Annotated in this window: 25 protein-coding genes; 11 read left to right on the top strand and 14 right to left on the bottom strand. The window is 54.8% G+C overall.

The genetic code is table 11. The features are described 5' to 3' along the window. The first annotated feature begins 61 nt into the window (after window positions 1-61). Window positions 62-793, top strand: coding sequence for a hypothetical protein (locus tag ACR0FB_RS20080; protein ID WP_480621721.1), 732 nt, complete (start codon window positions 62-64; stop codon window positions 791-793). 509 nt (window positions 794-1302) lie between these two features. Here ACR0FB_RS20080 and ACR0FB_RS20085 read toward each other — a convergent pair. Next, on the bottom strand, window positions 1303-1974 hold the full coding sequence (locus ACR0FB_RS20085) for a GntR family transcriptional regulator (protein ID WP_480621720.1): 672 nt from the start codon (window positions 1972-1974) through the stop codon (window positions 1303-1305). Between the two features lie 117 nt (window positions 1975-2091). Here ACR0FB_RS20085 and ACR0FB_RS20090 point away from each other — a divergent pair, with 117 nt between their 5' ends. The 4 genes from ACR0FB_RS20090 to ACR0FB_RS20105 all read left to right on the top strand — a co-directional run bounded on the left by ACR0FB_RS20090 (window position 2092) and on the right by ACR0FB_RS20105 (window position 6139). Continuing rightward, a complete protein-coding gene (locus tag ACR0FB_RS20090) occupies window positions 2092-3090 on the top strand; it encodes a TRAP transporter substrate-binding protein (RefSeq protein WP_010437266.1) in 999 nt (332 codons plus the stop codon). Between the two features lie 78 nt (window positions 3091-3168). Further along, window positions 3169-3654: a TRAP transporter small permease gene (locus tag ACR0FB_RS20095; RefSeq protein WP_170357713.1), complete on the top strand. Its 486-nt coding sequence runs from the start codon at window positions 3169-3171 to the stop codon at window positions 3652-3654. Window positions 3655-3664: 10 nt separating this feature from the next. Then, window positions 3665-4948 (top strand): TRAP transporter large permease, encoded by a 1284-nt coding sequence (locus ACR0FB_RS20100; protein WP_480621719.1) that lies wholly within the window; start codon window positions 3665-3667, stop codon window positions 4946-4948. Between the two features lie 45 nt (window positions 4949-4993). Then, a complete protein-coding gene (locus ACR0FB_RS20105; RefSeq protein ID WP_480621718.1) occupies window positions 4994-6139 on the top strand; it encodes an alpha-hydroxy acid oxidase in 1146 nt (381 codons plus the stop codon). 24 nt (window positions 6140-6163) lie between these two features. Here the strand turns inward: ACR0FB_RS20105 and ACR0FB_RS20110 are convergent, their stop codons facing one another. The 13 genes from ACR0FB_RS20110 to ACR0FB_RS20170 all read right to left on the bottom strand — a co-directional run bounded on the left by ACR0FB_RS20110 (window position 6164) and on the right by ACR0FB_RS20170 (window position 16958). Then, window positions 6164-6577 carry a methylglyoxal synthase gene (locus ACR0FB_RS20110; protein WP_480621717.1) on the bottom strand — a complete coding sequence of 138 codons (414 nt, stop codon included), beginning with the start codon at window positions 6575-6577 and terminating at the stop codon, window positions 6164-6166. After that, the gene (locus ACR0FB_RS20115) at window positions 6558-7076 is read right to left on the bottom strand and encodes a 2,4'-dihydroxyacetophenone dioxygenase family protein (RefSeq protein WP_170596888.1); all 519 of its coding nucleotides are present in this window, start codon (window positions 7074-7076) and stop codon (window positions 6558-6560) included. The genes ACR0FB_RS20110 and ACR0FB_RS20115 overlap by 20 nt, the downstream gene beginning before the upstream one ends. 9 nt (window positions 7077-7085) lie before the next feature. Then, window positions 7086-7787 (bottom strand): SDR family NAD(P)-dependent oxidoreductase, encoded by a 702-nt coding sequence (locus tag ACR0FB_RS20120; RefSeq protein WP_480621716.1) that lies wholly within the window; start codon window positions 7785-7787, stop codon window positions 7086-7088. Then, window positions 7784-8410 (bottom strand): 2-dehydro-3-deoxy-6-phosphogalactonate aldolase, encoded by a 627-nt coding sequence (locus ACR0FB_RS20125; RefSeq protein WP_480621715.1) that lies wholly within the window; start codon window positions 8408-8410, stop codon window positions 7784-7786. Before ACR0FB_RS20125 ends, ACR0FB_RS20120 begins: the two co-directional genes overlap by 4 nt. Continuing rightward, the gene (locus ACR0FB_RS20130; protein ID WP_480621714.1) at window positions 8407-9327 is read right to left on the bottom strand and encodes a 2-dehydro-3-deoxygalactonokinase; all 921 of its coding nucleotides are present in this window, start codon (window positions 9325-9327) and stop codon (window positions 8407-8409) included. Before ACR0FB_RS20130 ends, ACR0FB_RS20125 begins: the two co-directional genes overlap by 4 nt. Continuing rightward, a complete protein-coding gene (locus tag ACR0FB_RS20135) occupies window positions 9308-9997 on the bottom strand; it encodes an RraA family protein (protein WP_108861947.1) in 690 nt (229 codons plus the stop codon). Before ACR0FB_RS20135 ends, ACR0FB_RS20130 begins: the two co-directional genes overlap by 20 nt. A 12-nt stretch (window positions 9998-10009) precedes the next feature. Then, window positions 10010-11041 carry a C-terminal binding protein gene (locus tag ACR0FB_RS20140; protein ID WP_480621713.1) on the bottom strand — a complete coding sequence of 344 codons (1032 nt, stop codon included), beginning with the start codon at window positions 11039-11041 and terminating at the stop codon, window positions 10010-10012. Beyond that, window positions 11034-11528 (bottom strand): lactoylglutathione lyase family protein, encoded by a 495-nt coding sequence (locus ACR0FB_RS20145; protein WP_480492535.1) that lies wholly within the window; start codon window positions 11526-11528, stop codon window positions 11034-11036. Before ACR0FB_RS20145 ends, ACR0FB_RS20140 begins: the two co-directional genes overlap by 8 nt. A gap of 22 nt (window positions 11529-11550) precedes the next feature. After that, window positions 11551-12339 (bottom strand): SDR family NAD(P)-dependent oxidoreductase, encoded by a 789-nt coding sequence (locus tag ACR0FB_RS20150; protein WP_480621712.1) that lies wholly within the window; start codon window positions 12337-12339, stop codon window positions 11551-11553. A 1-nt stretch (window position 12340) separates the two neighbouring features. Further along, the gene (locus tag ACR0FB_RS20155; protein ID WP_480621711.1) at window positions 12341-13342 is read right to left on the bottom strand and encodes an ABC transporter permease; all 1002 of its coding nucleotides are present in this window, start codon (window positions 13340-13342) and stop codon (window positions 12341-12343) included. Then, a complete protein-coding gene (locus tag ACR0FB_RS20160) occupies window positions 13339-14862 on the bottom strand; it encodes a sugar ABC transporter ATP-binding protein (protein WP_480621710.1) in 1524 nt (507 codons plus the stop codon). Before ACR0FB_RS20160 ends, ACR0FB_RS20155 begins: the two co-directional genes overlap by 4 nt. Before the next feature lie 84 nt (window positions 14863-14946). Then, a complete protein-coding gene (locus tag ACR0FB_RS20165; protein ID WP_480492532.1) occupies window positions 14947-15981 on the bottom strand; it encodes a sugar ABC transporter substrate-binding protein in 1035 nt (344 codons plus the stop codon). A gap of 26 nt (window positions 15982-16007) precedes the next feature. After that, window positions 16008-16958 carry an SMP-30/gluconolactonase/LRE family protein gene (locus ACR0FB_RS20170; protein ID WP_480621709.1) on the bottom strand — a complete coding sequence of 317 codons (951 nt, stop codon included), beginning with the start codon at window positions 16956-16958 and terminating at the stop codon, window positions 16008-16010. Window positions 16959-16983: 25 nt separating this feature from the next. On the opposite strand from ACR0FB_RS20170, the gene ACR0FB_RS20175 reads away from it, so the two are divergent. The 6 genes from ACR0FB_RS20175 to ACR0FB_RS20200 all read left to right on the top strand — a co-directional run bounded on the left by ACR0FB_RS20175 (window position 16984) and on the right by ACR0FB_RS20200 (window position 23148). Then, on the top strand, window positions 16984-17655 hold the full coding sequence (locus ACR0FB_RS20175) for a GntR family transcriptional regulator (RefSeq protein WP_170663106.1): 672 nt from the start codon (window positions 16984-16986) through the stop codon (window positions 17653-17655). 135 nt (window positions 17656-17790) lie between these two features. Beyond that, complete coding sequence (locus ACR0FB_RS20180) at window positions 17791-19356, top strand: sugar ABC transporter ATP-binding protein (RefSeq protein ID WP_480621708.1); 1566 nt, start codon at window positions 17791-17793, stop codon at window positions 19354-19356. Between the two features lie 2 nt (window positions 19357-19358). Next, window positions 19359-20345 carry an ABC transporter permease gene (locus tag ACR0FB_RS20185; RefSeq protein ID WP_174818509.1) on the top strand — a complete coding sequence of 329 codons (987 nt, stop codon included), beginning with the start codon at window positions 19359-19361 and terminating at the stop codon, window positions 20343-20345. Window positions 20346-20401: 56 nt separating this feature from the next. Continuing rightward, the gene (locus ACR0FB_RS20190) at window positions 20402-21397 is read left to right on the top strand and encodes a substrate-binding domain-containing protein (RefSeq protein ID WP_480492529.1); all 996 of its coding nucleotides are present in this window, start codon (window positions 20402-20404) and stop codon (window positions 21395-21397) included. A 51-nt stretch (window positions 21398-21448) separates the two neighbouring features. Beyond that, the gene (locus ACR0FB_RS20195) at window positions 21449-22351 is read left to right on the top strand and encodes a hypothetical protein (RefSeq protein WP_480621707.1); all 903 of its coding nucleotides are present in this window, start codon (window positions 21449-21451) and stop codon (window positions 22349-22351) included. Beyond that, a complete protein-coding gene (locus ACR0FB_RS20200) occupies window positions 22339-23148 on the top strand; it encodes an NAD-dependent epimerase/dehydratase family protein (protein ID WP_480492527.1) in 810 nt (269 codons plus the stop codon). The genes ACR0FB_RS20195 and ACR0FB_RS20200 overlap by 13 nt, the downstream gene beginning before the upstream one ends. Window positions 23149-23723 lie beyond the last annotated feature (575 nt).

Consider the following 23723-nt stretch of genomic DNA (forward strand, 5'->3'; position numbering starts at 1 on the left):
TAGCTCCGAGACTACGGACACAAAACAGCCTGCACCGAAGCTTACCCTCTGGCCGAGAACCTTGACCGACTTTCTTCGAAAGCGACTATCAAAATACTTTATTGTCCGCGTCTATCCGCTTGACCCTGCAAAAGCTGCCGACCCTGTACGTGGACAAGCGGCCTTGCAGGAATTGCCGTCAAACTGTCTTCCTTACGAAGGTGAGCCATTGAAAGGGCTAGTACGAATTCACGATATCCCTGCGCAGCGTGGATTCGGTGAAGAAGCGGCAGGCGAGGAAGACGACGACGCTCCCGCAGGATCTCCTGGTAGCAAGCTTTCGGATCAACTCCGCAGCTACTATTCAAAACACCTCGATCCGGCGAAAGGACCTGATGCAAATGATTTAGGCGCGCTTCAAGCCATTGAAGCGGCGCAAGACGCGTTTGATCAAAAGCTAACCGAAAGCTTCGCAGCTGCATTTAGTGAAGTTGAAGAAATGAGTCACCCAGGCGTAACAGACCCGAAACCAAAGGTTTCTACGAGATTAAAGGCAATCGACGGGTTAAATCACTCTTCGGCTGTAACATTTGTCGTTGATGTGGCCCCTACGGAAAGTGAAGATATGGTGCCGCTGCTGCGGCTTCCAGAAAACAACAATGGGCTCGGATACCAAAACCTAATTTCGATGATTTTCAGGTTGATGAGCTTTCGCGACTCTTGGATGCGCGTCGGCAAGGCTGCCAATGCTAACGATGACGTTCAATACGAACCACTACATCTGGTGCTGGTTGAAGAACCGCAACCCTATTAGACAACACCGTGTCCTCGCCTGAGCCTGCGGGCCGCACCACTATTGTCGAATAGCATTGCCTCGCCCCCATCCGCGTTCGCCACGTGGCAGATCAGCAGGAACAGGTGCCTTCGGCGTCTGATCTGCAAATCAGCCCTGATTTCCCAATAGGGAAGTCAGGATCATTGAAATCGGTCTAGGTGCTAGATGAAGGACGTGAGGCGAAAAAGGCAAGGTTCTGTCGCTGGTGGCAGAACTATGTGTCGCCTGACAAGGAAATGTGGAGCGTCACTGATATTTGACTCAATCGGGGGCCAAAACCTCAATAAATCTGTAAATCGCGTCATTCAATTCTGACCCAAACGTCAAGCATTTCTGACCCAACACAAAAAACGCCCTCTAATCGTGGCCACGGCCCATGTCTCAGAACAGCCCAATCCGCTATTTTGAAGTTGGGTTGCCCGCGCACGCAGCATTAGATTTGCAGCCAGATGCGATTTTGGTGAACATAGTGATCAAATGGTGGGCACCTATCTTTGCCTTAGGCCAACCAAATCGGAATAAGAACGCTCACCGCGAGTGATTTGACGTTTGAGGGTGTTCGTTGCTGCTTTTACTTTACCCTCGCCCAATAGCGATGTGATCGCTTGATGTTCCTTGTAAGATTTCTTCGTTCGATCGGAACGTTTGGACAGATGCGTCCGCATAGTTTGGACGATATCACTGACTTTTTGATATCCATCCCGCAGGTAACTGTTTCCGCAGGACCTGAAAAACGCGTCGTGAAACTCGGCGTCAAGTTCCAAGTACTGCTCGAATTCATCCGCTTCCTGCGCTTCTGACATCTTAGAAACAATTGTAGCCAGCTCATTGATCAGAACCGACGGGTTCTTTTCAAGCGCCTGCTCCAAAGCTGCAGATTCTAGGATTAGCCGATACTGGCAAAGCTGCACCACGTCCTCTTGAGAAAGAGAGAATACAAAGGCTCCTCGATGAGGAAAGATCTGAACGAGGCCCTGAAGATTCAAAGCTGATAGAGCTTCGCGAATCGGAGTTTTACTGATGCCCATGGCATTTGACAGCTTCACTTCCGGCAACGATTCACCCAATTGAAACGTGCCATTGATAATGCCTTTTCGGATATGCTCTTCAGCAGTTTTACTCAACGACTCCGGGCGCTTAATCTGCAAAATCTCGGTCATTTTCACTTCGTCCTATTTCGCCTTTCCAACACAATAGCACATGTAAGCTTGATTTCTATATTATATCTGATATCTCAGATGGTAGATCGAAAATGACTAAATCCGTGGGAGGATACCTTGTTCAAGAAATCAACATTGGCGCTTGGCGTCGTCATGTCAGCCGGGCTTGCTTTTGCAGCATCCGCTGAAACAGTCATTAAGGTTGGGCATGGCGCGGCAGAAGCGTTTCATATGCATCGCGCGCTACTGAAATTTGAAGAACTGGTCGAAGCTGGCTCGAATGGTGAGATCGATGTACAGATATTCCCTTCGTCGCAGATGGGCCCTGACCGCGAGATGATCGAAGGTGTTCAGACCGGCGTTCTGGAAATGGCCATTCCTCCTTCCTCTTTCTTCGCGGGCTGGGATCCGGCTTTTGCAGTAATTGAACTGCCTTACATGTATTCCTCCAAGGACATCGCCTTTGATGTTCTTGATGGTGATGCTGGTGATGGCATGCTTGCACGGGTCGAAAACCAGGGATTGGTAGGTCTTGGCTGGCTTGAATTGGGTGTACGCAATGTGACCAACAATGTCCGTCCGGTTGCAACCCCCGCAGATCTCGAGGGTGTCAAACTACGTACTATGAAGGTTCCGGCGCATGTGGCGACATTCGAAACGCTCGGGGCCAACCCGACGCCAATGAACTTTGGTGAGGTCTATTCTGCTCTCCAGCAAGGCGTGATCGACGGCCAGGAAAACCCACTGGCGATCATTACCTCACAGCGTTTCTACGAGGTTCAGAAATACCTTTCGACCACGGGCCATGTCTTTGCGGTCTATATGCCCGTCATCTCCAAACCGTTCTTTGACTCGCTGTCCGCAGAGCATCAGCAACTGGTCCGGGACTCGATGGCCGCCGCACGTGAATATCAGGCTGAACTGGTCGCGAGCGAAGACGCGGAACAACTGGAACAGATTCGTGCTGCTGGTGTCGAGGTTCTGGAACTGACTGCAGAGCAGCGACAGGCCTTTGCCGACAAAACCGAAAGCGTCCGTCTGCAATATCGCGACGAGGTTGGCGCTGAAGCCTATGACGACTGGGTAGCAGCGGTTTCCGCAGCGAGCGGAAGCTGACCCTCGGACTACTCAGCCAATACGGGCACCCGCGCCATGAAAGTTCGGGTGCCCCTTTCGTTCAAGGGGAGGTGAACGGTGTCGGTTATCAAATGGATCGATATGAATGCCGAAAAGGTCTTAGCCAGTGCACTTTTGGCCGCGATTGTCTTGTTGATCTTTGGAAATGTGTTCATGCGCTACATTCTGAATGCCTCTCTTTCTTGGGGCGAAGAGCTAACGCTTTGGCTGTTTGTATGGTTTGTCTGGCTAGGCGTCAGCTATGCGTTCCACACAGGCGATCATGTGCGTATCACGGTCCTGCGTGATGTCCTGAGCGAGCGCGCAAGGCTTTACGCGGATGTTGTGATCGCGCTTCTTGTCCTTGGATTTCTGATCGTTCTGACAATTGAATGCATCAAGCTTATCCGACAGCCTTTTGTCGCCAGCCAGACTTCGGTCGTTTTGGGGCTACCGATTCCGATCCTTTATGCTTCGGCGCCGATTGGCGCGGGCCTGTCCGCGATCCGCGTCACTCAACATCTGATCCGAACCCTGCGTCTGATCGCAGGAACCAAAGCGTGAGGAACCCGGCATGTTTGCAACAACGCTTTTCTTGACGCTCTTTGCCCTGTTGCTCTTCAGCGTGCCTATTGGCATCTGTCTGGGATTGGCCACTATGATCGTGATGGTCTTTGTAGATGGCACGCCACCCATGGTTCTTCTGGCACGGTCGGTGGTAACAGGTGCGGACTCCTTTCCTCTAATTGCCGTCCCTCTGTTCATATTGGCAGGCGACCTGATGCAGCACGGTGGAATGTCTCGCCGACTGGTTGGATTTGCCAATGCGCTGATCGGTCATATCCGGGGTGGGCTGGCTTATGTGAACGTGCTCGCCTGTGTGTTTTTTGCCGCCATATCCGGCTCATCTCCTGCGACCGTAGCCGCCATCGGGTCGAACATGATCCCAGAGATGGAAAAGGTCGGCTATACGCGCAAATTCAGCGGCGCATTGACAGCATCCTCAGGAATGATCGGTGTAATGATCCCGCCGAGTATTCCCTTCATCATCTATGGTGTTACTGCCGAGGTTTCGATCGGCAAACTGTTTCTTGCAGGCGTTGTTCCTGGCATCCTTTTTGCCCTCATGTTCATGTTGGTCGCTCGCGTTCTGCTGCGAAAGGACGAGGTTGTTCAGCAATCGACGACTACGTTCTCAGGCCCGGGCGTCTGGCAGAGCTTCCGGTCTTCCATCTGGGCGCTATTGGTGCCGGTAATTATCCTTGGGGGCATCTACAGCGGTATCTTCACCCCAACCGAAGCCGGTGCCGTGGCCGTAGTCTATGCCGCTTTCATCGGCATATTCGTCTATGGCGACATCACCCTCAAGGACCTGCCAGAGGTTTTGGCGGGCAGTGCAAAGACCAGCGGGACCATTCTGATATTGGTGATCATGGCGACCGCCTTTGGCAGGTTGATCACGCTCGCAAGAATCCCGACAGAGCTCGCAACAACGATCACCAGCCTGTCCGACAACCCAATCATCATCCTGTTGCTGATCAATCTGCTGTTGTTGGTGATCGGAATGTTCATGGAGACGATTTCGTCGATCATCATCATGACGCCGATCCTGCTGCCAGTTGCAACCGCGCTGGGTGTCGATCCGATCGTTTTTGGTGTCATCTTGACGGTCAACCTGGCCATTGGGTTCTGCACACCGCCATTGGGTGTGAACCTGTTCGTGGCCAGTAGCATTTCGAAGATTTCCATCGAAAGCCTCAGCCGGGCGATCCTGCCATTCTTTGTCGGCATGCTGATCTTGTTGATGTTCATCACCTATGTGCCCGCAATTTCCTTGGCCCTGCCATCCCTTTGGTGACCGACTGAGGAGCTTCAAACGTTAGACAACGAACAGAGGACCCGGATGGATCTGGACCTTTCCCACCCGTCGATAGAAGACCTTCGGAAAACCGCACAAAAGCGCATTCCGAAGTTTGCCTTCGAATACCTCGACAGCGCGACCGGCCGGGAGCTGGGGTTGAAGGTCAACCGGGACGCACTTGATGCCATCGGATTCTTGCCGCGTGTACTATGCGGCCGAACAAAGGCCGACCTACATACTACATTGATGGGTAGAACTTACGATCTGCCATTCGGGATAGCACCGGTAGGTATGTCCGGCCTGATGTGGGCAGGAGCAGAGCGGATGCTTGCAAAGGCTGCGGTTGCTCACAATATTCCGTTTTCGTTGTCCAGCGTGGCGGTTGCTTCACCGGAAGATGTGGCACCTTACATTGGAAAAAACGGATGGTTTCAGCATTACCCGGTGAACTCCGGCGATCTGCGTCGCGCCATGCTGCCGAGGATTAAGGCAGCGGGATTTCATACACTGATTATCACGGTGGACGTTCCAGAAGAGAGTCGGCGCGAACGACAACGCCGCGCCAATCTGACGGTGCCTCCAAAAGCTGACCTGCGCACGCTGACAGAAATGGCGTCACGACCCGCCTGGTGCCTTGCACATCTGCGCGAGGGCATCATGCCACGTATGCGGTTCTTTGACGATTACGTCCCGACCCGCGGACGAGAAAGTTTTACCCATGCAGGCGCTCTGATCCGTGGGATTCCAGATTGGGACTACCTGCGCGAACTACGGCAGGAATGGGAGGGTCACCTGATCGTCAAGGGTGTTCTGCGGCCGGAGGACGCGCAAAAAATGGTGGCCGAGGGCGTGGATTGCATCTGGGTCTCAAACCACTCCGGGCGTCAATTCGAAGCCGGACCCGCTGTGATTGACCAACTCCCGAACATCCGCGAAGCAGTCGGAACAAATGTGCCACTGATCTACGACTCTGGCGTGGCCTGGGGATTGGACATCATGCGCGCACTGGCGAAAGGTGCAGATTTCGTCATGGTCGGACGCGCCTTTCAATATGCCGTTGCAGCGTTCGGAGCACGAGGGGTCGACCATCTCGTTCACATCCTGAAGGCTGACATTGAGGCCAACATGAGCCAGCTTGGCAGCGAAAACCTCGGCAGTCTGGCAGAGCACCTTCTGAGAACTGGCTGATCGGCGCTTGCGGCGCGTGGCGTATCACGCAGGCGCGTTGTCACCCTCGTCAATCAGCCCCTTGACGATCAGATCCGCGGTTGAGCGCGAACATGCCATTGGCAGATCATACACTGTTGCGAGACGGGTCAGAGCCTTAACGTCGACATCATGTGGCATGGGCGACAGAGGGTCTACGAAGAAAATCAGTGCATCCAGTTTCTCTTCACAGATCATAGCGCCGATCTGTTGGTCGCCTCCGAGTGGTCCACTTTTTAGGCAGGTCACATCCAGTTCTGGATAGGTTTGCTTGATGCGACTGCCGGTGGTCCCAGTCGAAAAGATTTGTACTCTGGACAGGCGGGCCAATTGCAGACCCACCCAATCAACGATTTCGTCCTTTCGCGCATCATGGGCCACGAGGGCGAAACGCGGCGCATCACCGGATGAACTGTTCAACGTAATCTTCTCCAAGACCGACTTCCGCGAAGTGTTTTCGGCACAGATCAATCTTGGTAAAGACATCTTCGTAGCCAGTGACCTCGCCCCACGGATCAACATAGCACATCACGCCATTGACCTGGAAATAGGTGACCATCTCTTCGACATCGTCGGGAACGACCAAAGTATGAGTCTCACCCGGCGGCTCAAAGACATATCCTCCCTCTTCCGCAACCCAATCATGTTCCAGATAATGCCAGCGCCCTTTCAGGACAAAACCGTGGACAGGCTGTGGATGGCGGTGCCGCGAAAGAACACCAGCTTTGCGCACTTTGAGAAGGTTCATCCAATAACCTTGCGAGCGGTTCAAGCAGAGCGGTCGGAACCAGACGTTCTCTGCCTGCGGAACCCATAGCCTGTCGTCTTCGCTCATGGCATTCGGGATCACGATCTCGTCTTGCGCATCCTTGGGAAACGGCAACTGATATGGCATTCGGGCGGTGTCATCGTCATTCATTGATTTTCCTCACATAGCGAGATAGCCGCCATCGACCGGATAGATTGATCCGGTCACAAAGCTGGCGTTTTCACTCAAAAGCCATTGCACAAGCGCACCGACTTCTTCGGGTTTCCCCCAGCGTTTCATAGGCGTACGCGCCATGATCCCCGCTGTTCTTTCAGGGTCTTCCCGAAGGCCCTGGGTCATCTCTGTCTCAATCCAACCCGGCGCGATGGCATTGACCCGGATACCGTCTTCGGCCCAGCGACCTGCGAGCGCCTTGGTCAACTGTGCCACGCCGCCCTTAGAAGCGGAATACGCCGGAACCAAAGGCCCACCAAAGGTACTGAGCATAGAGGCGGTGTTGACGATGGCCCCACTCGCTTCAGCCAACAATGGATGCGCGGCAAGACAGCAGCGCATGGTGCCTGTCAGATTCACATCGAGCACCTTGGCGAAGACGTCGATGTCATATTCTTCGCCACGCAAAAGAATACCTGCGCAGTTCACCAAGGCATTGAGACCCATGAGTTCGCCGAATACATCATCGATGGATGTCTGGTCGGTGACATCCAAGATCTGCAACTTTATCCCGTCCTGAGGCTCGAATGCATCCAATTCGGATTGGGAGGCGGAAGCGGCAATGACGGACCAACCTGCGTCTGCCAACGTACGTGCAACACCCGTACCGATCCCTCGCGTACCGCCCGTAACAAGGGCCTGTTTCATCCAAGTTCCTCCAATACACTGGTGAAGGCGCGCGCGCGCCTTCCGATATCATCCAATGTATAGCTCGGTTTGAACAGCGCGGAGCCCAGCCCATATCCATCTACACCCGCGGCATGATACGACGCCATCGTATCCGGCGTTATGCCGCCTACCGCCGCGACGACTGCGTCTGCAGGCAATACGGCGCGCATTGCAGCGATGGCAGCGGGTGGCACCATTTCCGCCGGAAAGAATTTGAGGACCGATGCTCCGATATCCAACGCCGTAAAGGCCTCGGAGGGGGTCATGACTCCTGGACACCAATAAAGATCCCGAGCGACAGCCGCGCGCCCGACGTCCGGGTTCATATTGGGCGACACGATGATACGCCCGCCTGCATCAGCAACCGCCGCGACCTGATCCGTAGTCAACACAGTGCCAGCGCCGACGATGGTTTGAGCGCCATGTTTCACGGCGATCTGCCCTATCGATTCCAGCGGGTCCGGTGAGTTGAGTGGCACTTCGATTATCCGAAACCCGGCATCGAAGAGTACATCAGACACCGGGCGCGCATTTTCTGGTGCTAGCCCCCGCAAAATCGCAATCAGCGGGTTCTCGGCAAGAGCTGCGGTGAGATCAATCATCCAACCAACCCCGCAGCGCGAGCAATCAGAAAATGCCCTTTCGCAACGATATCATCTGGCGCGCGACGGCTGTCGAAACCAGCAGTTCGAAGCGCTATTTCGTATCGGTCGGACAAGTCGCTGCGTCCAACAACAGTGATCGTGCCGACGTCTTTTTCTTCGCCGGTCGCGGCAGCAACCTCGGTCCCGATCAACAAGCCCGACAAGTAGTCGGCCGTGGCAACCTTTGGGATTTTGCCCATGAGAGGAAGCGTCCGAACATGAAACAGGCTGTGCAGCAGGTTCGACTCACCACTAAGGCCCGCCTTGACGCCCATCACGAATGCGTCTTCGCTGAAGGCGTCCTCCTTCATCAAGGTGCCAAGGATCGTGTGTTCTTTCAGCGCCGAAAAGATCTCACCTGTCATGTAGGTCGAGAAATCCACGATCTTCCCGTCGGCAACCTGAACCCATTTGCTGTGCGTTCCCGGCATCACGAACATACCTTCGCTCAAACCTAGCGAAGATGCCCCAATGATCTGGGTCTCCTCGCCGCGCATTACGTCCGGTCCTCCGGCATGTTCCGTCGAGGCACCGGTCACGAAATGAATACGCGCACCGTTGGCCGCTTCGTGGGGGACCAGCGCCCGCGCAAGACCGCCAGCACCCAGCGGCATTTCGGCATATTGCGTTTCTACCCAGCCATTGCGGCTGGTGATCATGCCAGATGCCAGGATCGGCAGGTCAGCTTTGGCGACCCAAGGGCCGATAAGACGATCAAGGACCGCGTCAAAGGTTTGTCCCGCAACCTGCATGATACCTTCAGGCGACGAGACCCCATCGATCACTTCGCCCTCCGCACCAATGAGAAATGCACGGAACGATGAAGTGCCCCAATCTACGCCGATCAGCGCTGGCTCAGATGCGACCGAATTCATTCAGCAGATCCTCAACGGTTTTGCCTTGGGCCACCCATTTACGGGTTTCCTCTTCACGGTCAGCCTGCTCTTGAGCAAGGCGCACGGTTTCTTCGGCAATTTCCTGTGGAACCACGACGACGCCCATAAGATCAGCTACAATGAAATCTCCGGGGTTTACGACGACGCCCCCACAGGCGATTGGCACATTGATCGAAAGTTCTTCTTTACGTTCCGAGAACATCGTGTGCGTTCCGCGCGGCGTGATCGCGCGCGTCCAGATTGGCCAGTTGATGTCTTCCAACTCATCTGTGTCACGCCCAGTGCCATCTACGATCATACCGCGAATGCCACGGTTCTTGGCCAGACCACCCATTAAACCGCCGCAGACTGACGTTTGACGATCACCACCCGCGTCCACGACGATCACGTCCCCGGGTTGTCCCATTTCAAGCGCTCTCAATGGGTCGACCAGATCGCCTTTTGAAAGCTGAACCGTCACGGCCTGGCCTGTCACCTTGGCGCGGAAGGCGGGCTTGATGGCGCTGTCCATCACGCCTGTTCGGTACTGCACATCCGCAAAAATGGCGGCAGCGGAGTACGCCTCCAACACTTTGTCGAATTTTTTGAGAAGTTCCGGGTTTCTTTCAAAATCATTGAAAACCCTAAGGTCCGTGCTGACGTCTGGCATTCTTGTCTCCTGTTATGCGGTAGATACGGCCAACGCGTCGGCATTGACTGTGTAGTCGGGGTTTTGTCCTGTCAGGACCTTGGCCACCTGAGTGGCCGCGGTTACCCGCGCTGCGTGTATGGATTCCTCGGAATAGTAGGCGGCATGTGGCGTTACGAGCACGTTGGGCAGTGTGAACAACGGGTTGCCATCAGGCGTCCAGTTGGCGCGCTTGGCCGGCTCTTCTTCGGGGTCGTCGAGCCCTGCAGCGGCCAAATGGCCTTCGGTCAGCGCCCGGAACAGGGCTTTGTTGTCGACCGTTGGTCCGCGTCCGGTGTTCACGAGTATCGCCCCGGGTTTCATGACCGAGAATTCGGCATCCGACAAAAAGTGATGCGTGTTCGGCGTCATCGGTGCCTGCATCAGGATATAGTCGGACCTTGCCAGCAATTCGGGCTTGCTCACCAGCTCGACCCCAATCTTTGCCGCGACTTCTCTTGGCAAATACGGGTCGTAGGCGATGACCGTAACCCCGAAAGATTGCGCCCGCGCCACGATGGCTTGCCCGATTTTACCCAGCGAGACGACACCCATCGTCCGCCCGCGCAAACGGTAGACCGGCTGCCCGCTTTGCCATTTCCAGATCCCTGCATGAGTGGCCCGATCATAGTCAGGCAACTTGCGCGCCAGGGTCAGCCAAAGGGCAATCGCATGATCGGCGACCTCCTCGGTGCAATAGTTTTGCACATTGGTGACGAGGATACCTTTTTCCGTCGCCGTGCCGACATCCACGATATCCACGCCTACGCCATAACGCGCGATGACCTCGCAGTTCCGCATCCGCGTAATCGTTTCTTTCCCGATCCGGGCATATTGGTTCATCATCGCTGCGCAATGCGGCGCGACATCAAACAGGTCTTCCTGGCGCTTGGCCTGAAGCGCAATCACCTCGGCTCCTGCGGCTTCCAGGATTTCCGTCTCAACGGCAACATCACCAAAGTCGTAATCGGTTATCACGACCTTGGGTTTGTCCGTTCTGGGGGGAAAGGCGGCGCGGTCAGTCATAGGCACCCGCCGAATAGGTCAATTCGTACGAGTGGCTGTAGAGCTCGAAGATGTTGCCAAACGGGTCTTCCATATAGACCATGCGATAAGGCTTTTCACCTGGGTAATACTTGCGCACTTGGCTCATGCGCTGGCGCCCGCCAAGGTCTTCGATAACCTTGATGCGGCCTTCCAGATCCTCGTCCTGTACGCAGAAATGAAACAAGCCACGCCGCCAATATTCAAACGGTCGTTCTTCTTCGACGGTCTTCGGGAATTCAAACAATTCGATGCCAACACCGTCGCCCATTGACAAGTGAGCGATGCGGAAGCTTCCCCATCCTTCCCCAAATACATCGTCGCACATCTGACCGATGGCGCTTTCGTCATGCATGATTTCAGTTGGTTCCATCAGCACGTACAGGCCGAATGCCTTGGAATAAAACTCCACGGCTTTTTCCAAGTCGGGAACTGTGATGCCGATGTGAGAGAAAGTGAGAGCGGCCATGTAGGGCTCCTCCAGTTAGCAGTTAAAGAATGTTGCGAACGATGCCGCCTTCGATCCGATGCGCCGAACCATTGGAGGCTGTGCTTGCTGAGATCGTGACGATCATGCGGGCGACTTCGTCTGGTTGGACAAAGCGCTGTATGAGCGATGTGGGCTCATCTGATTTGAAGTAATTGTCGACGATGGTGTCGAGCGGCTCACCCTTCTGATCGGCGAGGCCGTCAAAATAGGCCTCGACACCTTCTGTCCAGGTCGGACCAGGCAGGATCGAGTTAACCCGGACTTTTGTACCCTTTGTCAATTCTGCCATGCCACGTGTCAGACCTAACATGGCAGTTTTAGTGACAGAATAATGCACCATCTGAGGTAGTGGTTTCACTGCCGCTTCGCTGGCCATGTTGATGATAGATCCCTTATCCCGGCCAAGCATGTCTGGCAGGAAAATTCGGCTCATCCGAACGGCAGACAGGACATTGATGTTGAAATAGTGCATCCAGTCGTCATCCGTGAGATCCTCGAACGGCTTAACCGAAAAGATGCCGACATTATTCACAAGAACATCCACCGCACCGCGTGCGCGGGCAAACTCCGCCAGAGTTTCCGCATCAGACGTCTTGGTTAGGTCGGCCGCAATGCCTTCGACGTCGCCCAGAGATGACAGGTCTTCGACGCAGTCGGACACTTCCGCTGCGGTCAGACCATGCACGATGACCCGCGCGCCCTCTTCCAGGTAGATCCGGGCAGTGGCTTTGCCGATGCCGGAACCTGAACCAGTCACCAGGACCAGTTTATTTTTGAGCCCCAGATCCATCTCAGGCCTCCTTCTTAACGTTAGATGACTGCTGCGATGAAGGGCGGCCGAACATTCGACCCATCAAGGCCGAAATCTCCGAGCGCCACATGTCTATGCCGACGGCCAACAGAATGATCAGGCCCAGCACGATATTCTGAACCGAAGATGGCGCAGCGTTTAGGTTCAAACCATTCTGGACGATAACGATTGTCATCGCCCCCATCAGCGTGGCGAGGATGTTGCCGCGGCCACCTGCAAGGCTGGCTCCGCCGACAACAGCGGCGGCAATGGCCTGAAGTTCCAGCGTCTGGCCATAGTTGGGCGAACCAGAGTTGAGGCGCGCTGACATCAGGATCGCACCAACCGCAGTCATGAAACCTGCGATGACAAATGTCGTCGTCTGAACTTTACGTACGTTGATACCCGTCAGAACGGCAGCGGCTGGGTTGCCACCCACGGCATAGATCTCACGGCCGAGTTTCGTGAAGTTCATAGTGAACGCGGCAAGGACGTAGAAGAACACGAGGTAGAAGAAAGGCATCGGAACGCCGAACAGCTTGCCGTAAAATATTGGCTCCAGCGCCGGATCCAGCGAAAAGATCGGCGATCCATTGTTGAAGGTTAGGGCAAGGCCCCTGAAGGCAATCAACGCTGCCAATGTTGTGATGAAAGACGGGATACGCCCGTAGGCTGTTATTAGCCCAATGAACAGACCAAGCAATCCGCCCATGAGGAGAATGAGTGGCAACGCCAGAACCAGTGGAATGCCAACAAATTTCAACATCTGCGCAAGGATCATGGTCAGCAAAGCCACCATAGACCCGGAGCTCAGATCGATGCCCGCAGCGAAGATCACGATAGTAGACCCGATTGCGATCAAGGCCACGATGCTTACCTGAAGGGACAGGTTTGAAAGGTTACCCGGGTTCAGGAAGCGTTCCGTCGTAAGGGCCACGATCAGTGCGACGATCACCATTGCTGCAAATGGTCCGATCAACTGGGTGTCAAAGATCCGCTTCATGCGAAAGCCTCCTTAGGCTTGGATTGAGGAGTGTCGGCGGACGCGCGCACAAGGTCGTCATGAGTAAGGTCGGATGCATCGACCGTGCGCACGATCGTTCCGTGCTGCACGACGGCAATCCGATCGCTCATCGCAAGCAACTCATCATGGTCTGAACTGATCAGAATGATCGATTTTCCCGCCCGCGTGAGCCTGTTAATCAGCTTGTAAACAGCGATTTTCGCGCCGATATCGATCCCCTGCGTCGGCTCATCAAGGATCAGAATGTCCGAGGCTGAGAACAGCCAACGCGCAATAACAATCTTCTGTTGATTGCCACCAGACAAAAAGTTGACCGTCTTTTCCTCAGCCTGGGTTGAGATTTCCAGATCGCGGATCAGGTCATGGGTAGCTTGCTCTTCGGCCTTGAGGTTCAGCACTCCGAACCGACTTAACCCGCCAAGCGACGCTGCGGTGACGTTCCCACTTGCGCGGAAATTGAAGAACAAGCCGTCGAATTTGCGGTTTTCCGGAACAAGGGCCAAACCAGCACGGATCGCATCGATTTCCCGGCGGAAGCGTACTGGTTTGCCATGCAGTGTTATCTGTCCGCCCGTCAGCTCGTCTGTCCCGAACAGGGCGCGAGCGATCTCTGTGCGGCCACTGCCCAATACGCCACCCAAGCCAAGAACTTCGCCCCGATGCAACGAAAATGATACATCTTTCACGCCCGAATTGGTGGCCAGACCCGCCGCCTCCAGCACAATATCCTTGGTCGCGTTCTGCTCCTTCGGATAATGCTCACCAATGTCCTCACCGACCATTGCGCTGACAATCTCAGAGACGCTGATCTTGGTCTCGCCACTTGCGCGCACAACACAGCCGTTGCGCAAGATCGTCACTTCATCAACGATCCGTTCAACCTCATCCAGCCTGTGCGACACATAGAGAATAGCGGTACCGCGCTCACGCATATTGCGCAGTAGCTGGTGCAGGCGCTCAATTTCATCTTCACCCAATGCCGCTGTCGGCTCATCCAGGATGATCATGCGGGCATCCATCGCGACGGCTTTCGCGATCTCGACCAGTTGTTGCTCGCCTACCGATAGCGAGCCGGTGATGGTTTCGGGTGAAACATCGACATCCATTTCCGCCAACACGCGCGCGGCTTCGTCGTGGACCTTGGCCCAGTCGATCACACCAAAGCGGGACCGAGGCATATTGCCAAGGAAGATGTTTTCGCCAACCGACAAGGTGGGCACGATCGAGAATTCCTGAAAAACTGTTGCGATACCCAGTTCGCGTGCGGCCTGCGGGTCGCTGATCGTGACCGGCTTGCCATTGTGCAGGATTCGACCGCTATCGGGTTGCTGTACGCCGGACAGAGTCTTGATCATGGTCGACTTGCCACAGCCATTTTCACCCAGCAGCCCATGAATGGAACCGGGCATAAGCCGGATGCAAACCTTGTCATTCGCCAAAACCCCGGGATAGGCCTTGGTGATATCGACAAACTCCCAAAGTGGCGTTGCGGGTGTCATTACGATTGCCTCGATAAAAGCGAAACTCGGTTGAGTTGCGACCCGGCAGCACGCGCACGCGCCACCGGGAAGCGGGGAGAAAGTTCAGTACTCTTTGGACGGCTGCGGGAAGAGCTTTTCTGGCTCTTGCAGCACGCTGATCGCACCATCTTTGTCTTCAATTGATGTGGGCGTTTCGATCCAGCCGCCGGGATAGGACCCGTTGAGCGCATCAATGGTTGCGTGCATGGCCGCTTTACCCATTAAGAATGGCGAGGTGTTGACGGTTGCCGTGATGTTGCCAGCCGCAATTTCTTCAAGGCCTGACGTGTCGCCATCATTGCCCAAAAGGACGATGTCATTGCGGCCAAGCGCTTTCGCCGCAAAAGATGCCCCGATGATCATGTAGTCGTTCGCCGCAAAGATCATGTCGAGATCGGGGTTCGACTGCAGGATATCCATACCAGCAGTGTTGCCGCCTTCAACGTTCCATTTACCATCAATGGATACCACAACGTCGAAGTTATCATTGCCCTCGATACCGTCGAGGAAGCCGCCCACACGTTCGGTCGAGTGATAGCCAGGCTGCCCTTCGATAATGCCGACCTTCAGCGGTTGATCACCATAAGTTTCAATGGCCCAATCAGCGATAGCATGCGTGCCGTTACGCTGAGAGTACCCGACAACGCCATGAATTGGTGTCGGGAAGTTCGGGATGTCCGAATTGATCATCAGAACTGCCATGCCCTTGTCTACTGCCTGCTTTAGCAATGGTGCGGCAGCAAATTCATCGTGTGTCCCAAAGATGATTGCATCCACATCCTGCGTCAGCACATCCTGGATCATTCCCATTTGGCCGTTGATGTCCGCACCGGACTGGGGCGCAAGCATGAAGACTTCGACCCCGGCCTCAGCAGCAACCGCTTTGATGCCTTCACCGATGGCGATGTAGTAGTTGAACTCGGTCGCCGGCGGCATATACGCGATCCGGAACGTATCGTTCTTGGGTTCTATTGCATCGATTGGCGCTTGTGCCCCGTCCTCAAGTGGAACAGGTGTTGGATAATTTTCCGCCAGAGCGACCGTTGCCAGCGTGGCGAACCCCGCGGCAAGCGTAGTGGTCATTAGCGTTTTCAACATAGTTTTCTCCTCCAGAATTTCGTTGGTTATCCTTTGAATGGCGCGTCTATCACGCCACGAACGCCGGGTTTCACAGCAAAGAGGCCGCCGGATTCCGGTTCTTTTGTTAAAGCTGCTTCGTCACTCATCAGCCTTGAGCTCGTGATGAACAGCGTGTCGAGATCAGGCCCACCGAAAGCGCAACAGGTGGGCTTCCAGACCGGCACCTCGATCACTCGATCTATCGTGCCGTCAGGTGCGACGCGAACAACGCGATGGCCTTCCCATTCGGCGTTCCAGACGCCCCCTTCGGCATCGACACAGGACCCATCAGGCAAGCCTGGCTCATCATTGAAAGAAGCGTGCTGCCGACGGTTCGAAACGGTTCCACCGCGTGTGTCGTAATCAAATGCAACGATTTCCCGATCCGGGGTATCCGCAAAGAACATCGTCTCACCGTCGGACGTAAAGCAAGTCGAATTGGCGCAAGACACTCCTTCGATAATCGTCCGTACACTCAAATCCTTATCGACGCAGATGACTGACGAATCGGCTTTACCAGAAACTTCGTTCATGCCTCCAACAATCAATCGCCCTTGGCGATCGGTTCGCCCATCGTTCAGCCGTGTCTCCGGATTGTTCGGCTCGAATCGTGCCACGAGGGTTTCCTCGCCATTGGGCGAATCGAACAAGACAACTCGATCCGCATAAGCAACAATCAGACCGCCAGACGCGCGCGGCGCGAAGCAACACACACGCTCCGGCATTTCATGAGAGGCGGTTTCTGACGTTGCAGGATCAAATGACCAAAGCGCGCAGCCCTCAATGTCGGTCCACCAGATAAGGCCATCGGCGGGATTCCAGAAAATCCCTTCCCCGTGCAGGTTCTTACAATCGACGACCAACTCTGCGCGCACTTTTTGATCTCCTAAGTACATTCTGATATCTGATATACCAGCTTGCCTAATCTGGTGTATCAGATATCTTGCATCTGGCAACACCTTTTTTTGGAGATATCCTCAGATGGCGCTTGAGAGACCCAAGTCTTTGCGTGAACTCGCACTGGAACACTTGCGGAATAGTATTATCGATGGCTCCCTGAAAATGGGTCAGGTTTTGTCGGAGCGAAAAATCTCCGAAGAGCTGGGCGTATCGAAATCGCCGGTCCGCGAAGCACTCGCTCAACTACGTGACGAAGGGTTGGTCAGTATCGAGCCTCAAAAAGGCGCACGTGTTTTTTCACTGTCTGAGCCGGAAGTGACTCAGATCTGCGATTTCAGACAGGCCATCGAAACTGCCGCCTTTGAACTTGCGTTGTTGCGGAACCCGGAAGGTCTTGCCGGCGACATGCAGCGTGTCGTGAAGGACATGGAGAAAGAACGCAGGCGAGGTAATGAAAAGGGCTACCTTTCACTGGATACCACATTTCATCAATTGATTTTTGAACATGCAGGTAACGACTACCTGACGGCCAGCTATACACGCTACATCGGTAAGATTGCCGCATTGCGAACCCATTTGGCGAAGCTGCCACAGCATACTGAGCTCTCCTTCGATGAGCATTCGAAAATCGCTATTGCCGTTCGCGAAGGCGACATGGCCAAAATCAAATCTCTTCTCACTGCGCATATTGACCGCACCAGACAAGCCTACAAAAGCGCCGCCATCGTCCTCGAAGGAGCGACCGCATCCTAGCAAAAACGTAGCTTCGTTGTGACGGGGGCGGGCCAAAACGGCGCCGCCCCTTTCTCTTGGGCACCTCACGGTCTTTTCTTTTTCAGTTGACATCTGAGATATCAGATGCCAATCAAAAGGCGGGAGGAAGCTTGTATGACGCCAGTAATGAAACCTGACTCACCGGGGCTACAGCCACTGATCCAGCTGGATCGGGTTGGCAAAAGCTTCGGCACGAACATTGTTTTGGATGGCGTCGACTTTGAATTGAGACCCGGCGAAGTTCACGCGCTATGCGGGGAAAACGGCGCCGGAAAATCCACTTGTCTCGGCCTGTTTTATGGACTTCACCAACCTTCTGCTGGGCGTATCCTGTGCGACGGCAAGGAACAGCGAGTCGAAAGCCCATCACACGCGCAATCCTTGGGCATCGGCTGTGTTTTTCAAGAACTCAGCCTCGCTGGCGCGCTCTCTGTTGCGGAAAACATCTACGCGGGGCGCGTACCCACCCGGTTTGGCGTAGTTGACTGGCCTGAACTGCGCCGCCGTGCGGAGGCGTTACTGGCGGAATTCGGTCTGGATATCGACGTCTCAACACCCGTGGAAAACTTGCCAATAAGCTCCCGCCAGATTGTTGAAATCGCCAAGGCGCTGTCGTTGAATTCCCGCGTCCTTTTGCTGGATGAACCGACATCAGCATTGGCACCCGACGAAGTAGACGCACTATTCGAAGTCCTAAAGTCCCTGACAAAGAAAGGGATTGGCATCGTCTATGTCAGCCACCATATGGCCGAGATTTTCCAGATCTCGGATCGCATTACCGTTTTGCGAGATGGGCGCCACATCAGCACTTTACCGGTTTCGGAAACTTCTCAGGAACAAGTCGTCGCCGAGATGATCGGCGGTGCTCACCCCGGTGATGTCACGCGGTCAGGTAAGGTTAACGGCGAAGAGGTTTTGCATGTCCGAGAATTAACCCATCCAGATGAATTCGAAGACATTTCTTTCTCCATTAAAGCCGGAGAGATTGTAGGGATGGCAGGGTTGATGGGCGCTCGCCGCAGCGAGATTGTTCGATCGATTGTCGGGTTGATGCATGGCGCGACCGGGGAGATCAGACTGCACGGCAAGCCTGTTAACTTTGCGTCCTTGCGGCAGGCGATGCGTGCTGGGGTCGGGTTTGTTCCCGAGGAACGCAAGACTGAAGGCCTCTTTCTGGAACAATCACTCAGCGACAACCTGATCGCGGCCAGTCTTTCCGATCATGCGTCTGCTGGGTTCATGCGTTCGGGCTCGATCAAAGCAGCTAGCCAAACAGCCATTGACGCCTTCAGTGTCAAAACCAGCGGGATCAACGAACTTGTTGGTGATCTCTCAGGGGGCAATCAGCAAAAGATAATGTTGGCCAAGTGGCTCAAACGCGCGCCAGCTCTTCTGATCATTGAGGAGCCCACAAAAGGGGTCGATGTCGGAGCCAAATTCCAAATCCACACGGAACTTTTGCGTCGAGCAGCCGAGGGAATGGCCATCCTCGTCGTGTCATCCGATTTTCCCGAACTGGTCTCTCTCTCGACCCGCATCCTTGTAGTCCACGACGGGCGCCTCATGGGAGACATCGCAGCCGCTGAGGCAACCGAAACCACGCTTCTTCAAATGGCCGCTGGAAATTCCGTTCCTATTGTGGACGCACCCCAAACCAATCAATCAGGAGTCGCGACGTGACCATGACCGCTCAAGCCAACTTGCCCATGAAGCGTCCGCTGCTGCGCCGTGTTCTACAAGCTTTTGTCGATATTCGTGAACTGACGCTGATCGTTCTGATCGCCGCCATCATCATCGTGATGTCCAACGTTAATCCCTATTTCCTCAGCTTCTCGAACTTTCGAGCCGTGGCCGTGGGCATGGCCCCCACCGCGATCATCGTGATCGGTATGGCGATCCTACTTGCATCCGGCGGGTTCGATCTTTCCGTTGGATCGGTTATGGCTTTGTCTTCTACCGTCGTAGCCATGCTGCTTTTGACTGGTATGCCAATTCCGCTCGCTGTGGTATGCGGATTAGTGTTGGGTGGAATTGTCGGGGTAGTCAACGGTTTGCTCGTGACCGGCCTCGGGATCAATCCGCTTATCGCGACCCTCGGCACGATGTCGATCGCGCGAGGCATCGCTCTTGTCCTGACCGAAGGTTTTTCTGTCTCAAGCCTGCCGGCATCATTTGCCTGGATCGGCAAAGCTGACATAGGCGGCTTTCCGGTAATCGTCTTGTTCACCATTCTGCTCGTCGTTCTGTTTGACCTGGCCGTCCGCCATACGCGCTTTTTCCGTCAGGTCTATTTCATCGGCGCCAATGAAAAGGCCGCGATGTTGTCAGGCATCCATGTCACACGCGTACGTATCATTCTGTACGCACTGACCGGTATTCTGGCTGCTTTGGCGGGTGTATTGCTGGCCTCCCGTCTGATGAGCGGCACGCCCACGGCAGGAAACGGTATCGAACTTCAGGTTCTGGCAGCGGCTGTCATCGGTGGCGCATCTCTACGCGGCGGCGAAGGTACTATTCTTGGTGCTTTCCTCGGCGTCGTTTTCGTTGCGTTGATCAACAACACTATGACGATGCTGGCTGTATCGATCTACTGGCAGATGATCGTCATCGGCGGTGTACTCGTTACAGCGGTCGCCTTGGACATGCTGATCCGAAGCAAACGGGGCTAATCCCGAAGCTTTCCAAAACTCAACAACAACCAAAGATCCAAAACAGGGAGACTACGATGACTGAATTGAACGTGAATCGGCGCAGGCTGCTGACAGCGGGCACCACCGCTGGATTGGCCGCAGCGTTCGGACTGCCCATGCTGTCCAAAGAAGCCATGGCGCAAGCGGCCGGCAAGGAGTATGTGTTCCTGTCCATCGTCACGCAGGTGCCGTTCTGGGTGGACTATCGAAATGCAATGGAAGACCTTGAGGAACTGATGGGCATCAAGGCCACATTCACGGGCCCCTTGGATTTTGACACGGCCGCACAAGCACGCCAATTGGATGAACTGATCGCTAGACGTCCCGCAGGCATCCTTATCTTCCCCGGTGATCCGGCCACTCTGGCTCCCGGCGTCGAACGTGCGGTCGAGGCGGGCATTCCGGTCACATGTTGTATTGGCGATATTCCCGACAGCCCCCGGTCCACATTCCTTGGTATCAACGGCGTTCAGGCAGGACGTGTCGGCGGTGAAATGCTCGCGCAAGCGATTGGCGGGAAAGGCAAGGTTATCCTCGGCACTTTCCCTGCCCCCTCCACGTTGGAGCGGGTCGAGGGGTACAAACAAATCTTTGCTGAGAAATACCCAAATATCGAGGTCGTCGACGTCGTCAACGATAAGGCCGACCCGTCCTATGCGCCGACAGCCTACCTTCAGGCAATTCAGGCGAACCCGGATATTGTTGGCATTGGCGGCACGGACGGCGACAGCGGCAAAGGCGCGGCAATTGCCGTCAATGAGGCGGGACGCAAGGACATCAAGATCGTCGCGATGGACCGAAATGATGATATGCTTCCCTATATCGAAGACGGCACAATTCACGGCGCTGTGGCTCAGAAATCCTATCTTGAGATCTTTCTCGCCTTCCACATGATGCATTGGCAGAACACTGACGCGCTGAAGGTCTTGCCCGATTGGAAGGCGGCTGGCATCAATCCTTTGCCAGAGCGTGTTGAAACCGGGGTTATGCCGATTACGGCCGAAAACGTCGTCCAGTTCAAACACACCTAAGCGATTGTCCCGGCGCATTCTGTCGCGCCGGGAACCGATAGGAGGGGGTACATGTCGGACAGATGGAGCGTTCTTCACCTGCAGCAAAACGATCTGCGGCTGACACTCCTGCCCGGCATCGGGGGCCGCTTATGGGACATAAACTTCCAAGGTCGCTCCCTCCTATTTCAGAACGCAGATCTCATCGGGTTGGATGTCGATGACACACGGCTTGCTGATCTGCCCACACGCTCTCCACAATTTGGTTTTCCGCTCTGGGGCGGCGAGAAGACGTGGATCGCCCCGGATGCATCATGGATAAACGGCGCTCCGTTTCCCGTGTTGGACAGCGGCTCTTACCAGATCACTTCAAGAAGCAGCACTCGTATCGACGTGACCAGCGCAGTATGCCCGACCTCGCACTTATCGGTGTCGCGCCGCATCACGCTGACCTCGGCGGAAAGCTGGGAAATAGAACACATCGTGGTCAACCATGGGACCTCCTCGCGCCTGACCGGCATTTGGTCAGTCATGATGCTTAACACCCCCACCAAGATCGGTGTCGAATTGGAAGACCCTGCATTTTATCCTGTTTTTGGCTCTGCCGAAGGGATGATAGCTACGCACGGCAAAGGCATTGTTGTGGATTGCAACAGACAGCAGGAATTCAAGGTCGGGGTACCGAACCCCAACGGTCGTACATTGATACGGTGCGGCGCTGATACCCCTTTGCTGATGTGCTCAGTACCAAAACCACAACAGGGTGATCAATTTGCACACGACTATCCGTTTGAGGTCTTTAATTCAGCCGATTACGCCTATTGCGAAGCGGAGTGGCACTCCCCGGCACGCAAGCTCGCACCGAATGAAACGCTGAGTTTTCGGCAAAAGTTTCACGTTTTGGCGGACGAGAATGCACCCCAAATGCCATTGGGCCTCACAATCAACAAGGAATTCCTGTCATGCATGTCTTGATCACAGGCGCTGGTGGGCATCTCGGCCGCAAACTTTTCGACGCGCTAGAAAGCGAACCAGACTACGTCGTTTCCGGCATCGACATTCGCCCCGTAGATCATCCCGACATACACACTGCAGACCTGTCCGACGACAGCAGTTGGGTCAGTTTGCTAAAGGGAGTGGACGTTATCGTGCATCTTGCCGGAGACCGAGAGCCCTCCGCCACTTGGGCCTCCGCGATCAAACACAATATGGATGCAACGCTTTCTCTCTATCACCATGCGGCAGCCATGGGCGTCAGCCGCGTGGTTCTTGCCAGCTCCAACTGGGTTCACGGCGACAAAAGGTTCACGCATGAGGTGCTCAACAGCACGACACCACCAGGGCCAGTAAACGCCTACGGCATGTCAAAGCTATTCTGTGAACGGACAGGGGCCCATTTCGCCGAGCATCACGGACTGTCGGTCATCTGCTTGCGCATCGGCTGGACGCAATGGACTCACGGCAACCAACCCGGCACACACATGGCGATGGGCCGGTGGGGTCAGGAAATGTGGTTGAGTGATCGGGACTTTCTAGGCGGAATGCGCGCCGCAATAGATGCCAAGGATATTTCCTTCGCAGCCCTGAACCTAATGTCAGATAACCCAGGTATGCGCTGGGACATCACCGAAACACGACAAGCGATTGGCTATTCTCCAAAGGATGGAAGCCCCGCAAAAATAACAGTGGGCATTTCCTTGAGATCAATGCTGCAGCAGCTGTTTACAGTCCGGCTCCCCAGCTATTTCACAACACGTTTTCCGGATTGGTAGAGTACAAGGCCCGGGTATTGTTTTCGCGTCGCGCAATCAGTTTCCGAAACCTCACATCGAAGTAAGCGCTGAAAAGGTCAGCGTTGTCCTCTTCGCGGTCGACGGACAGCGACATAACGAGCGCCAGATTTGGCAACCATTGATGTTTGATACTTCGATAACAAACCGCAAACGTCGCTGAACGGGTGTTATCTGAAGCGATCTCTGGTTGAGTGCGAGCCTTATCTGCGGACCGAACGAACCATCATTTCAACCCCTCAGATAACCGTCATTGATCCAATGTGCATAGAACGCCTGCGATGAGCCCACTTTGATCAGTGCTTCACGGTGCCCCAATGACCGTACTGCGTAGAAAGCGGATTTTGCCAAGACTGAGCAAACGACCCTTATCTCACTTTCTGATATCGAACTCGACTCTGCGCTGGTGATTTGAGTGTCGACCTGATTGCCCGTGCCAGTAGCGATTATTTTGACCTTGGCACTGCTACCAGCTGTTGTGCATCATCCTATTGTGCAGGGTTTACCCATCCTTGTTTTCGCAACTCGCGTAGCACGGCTTCTGCGTTCTCGACATC

It is taken from the genome of Ruegeria sp. P10, from assembly GCF_056534925.1.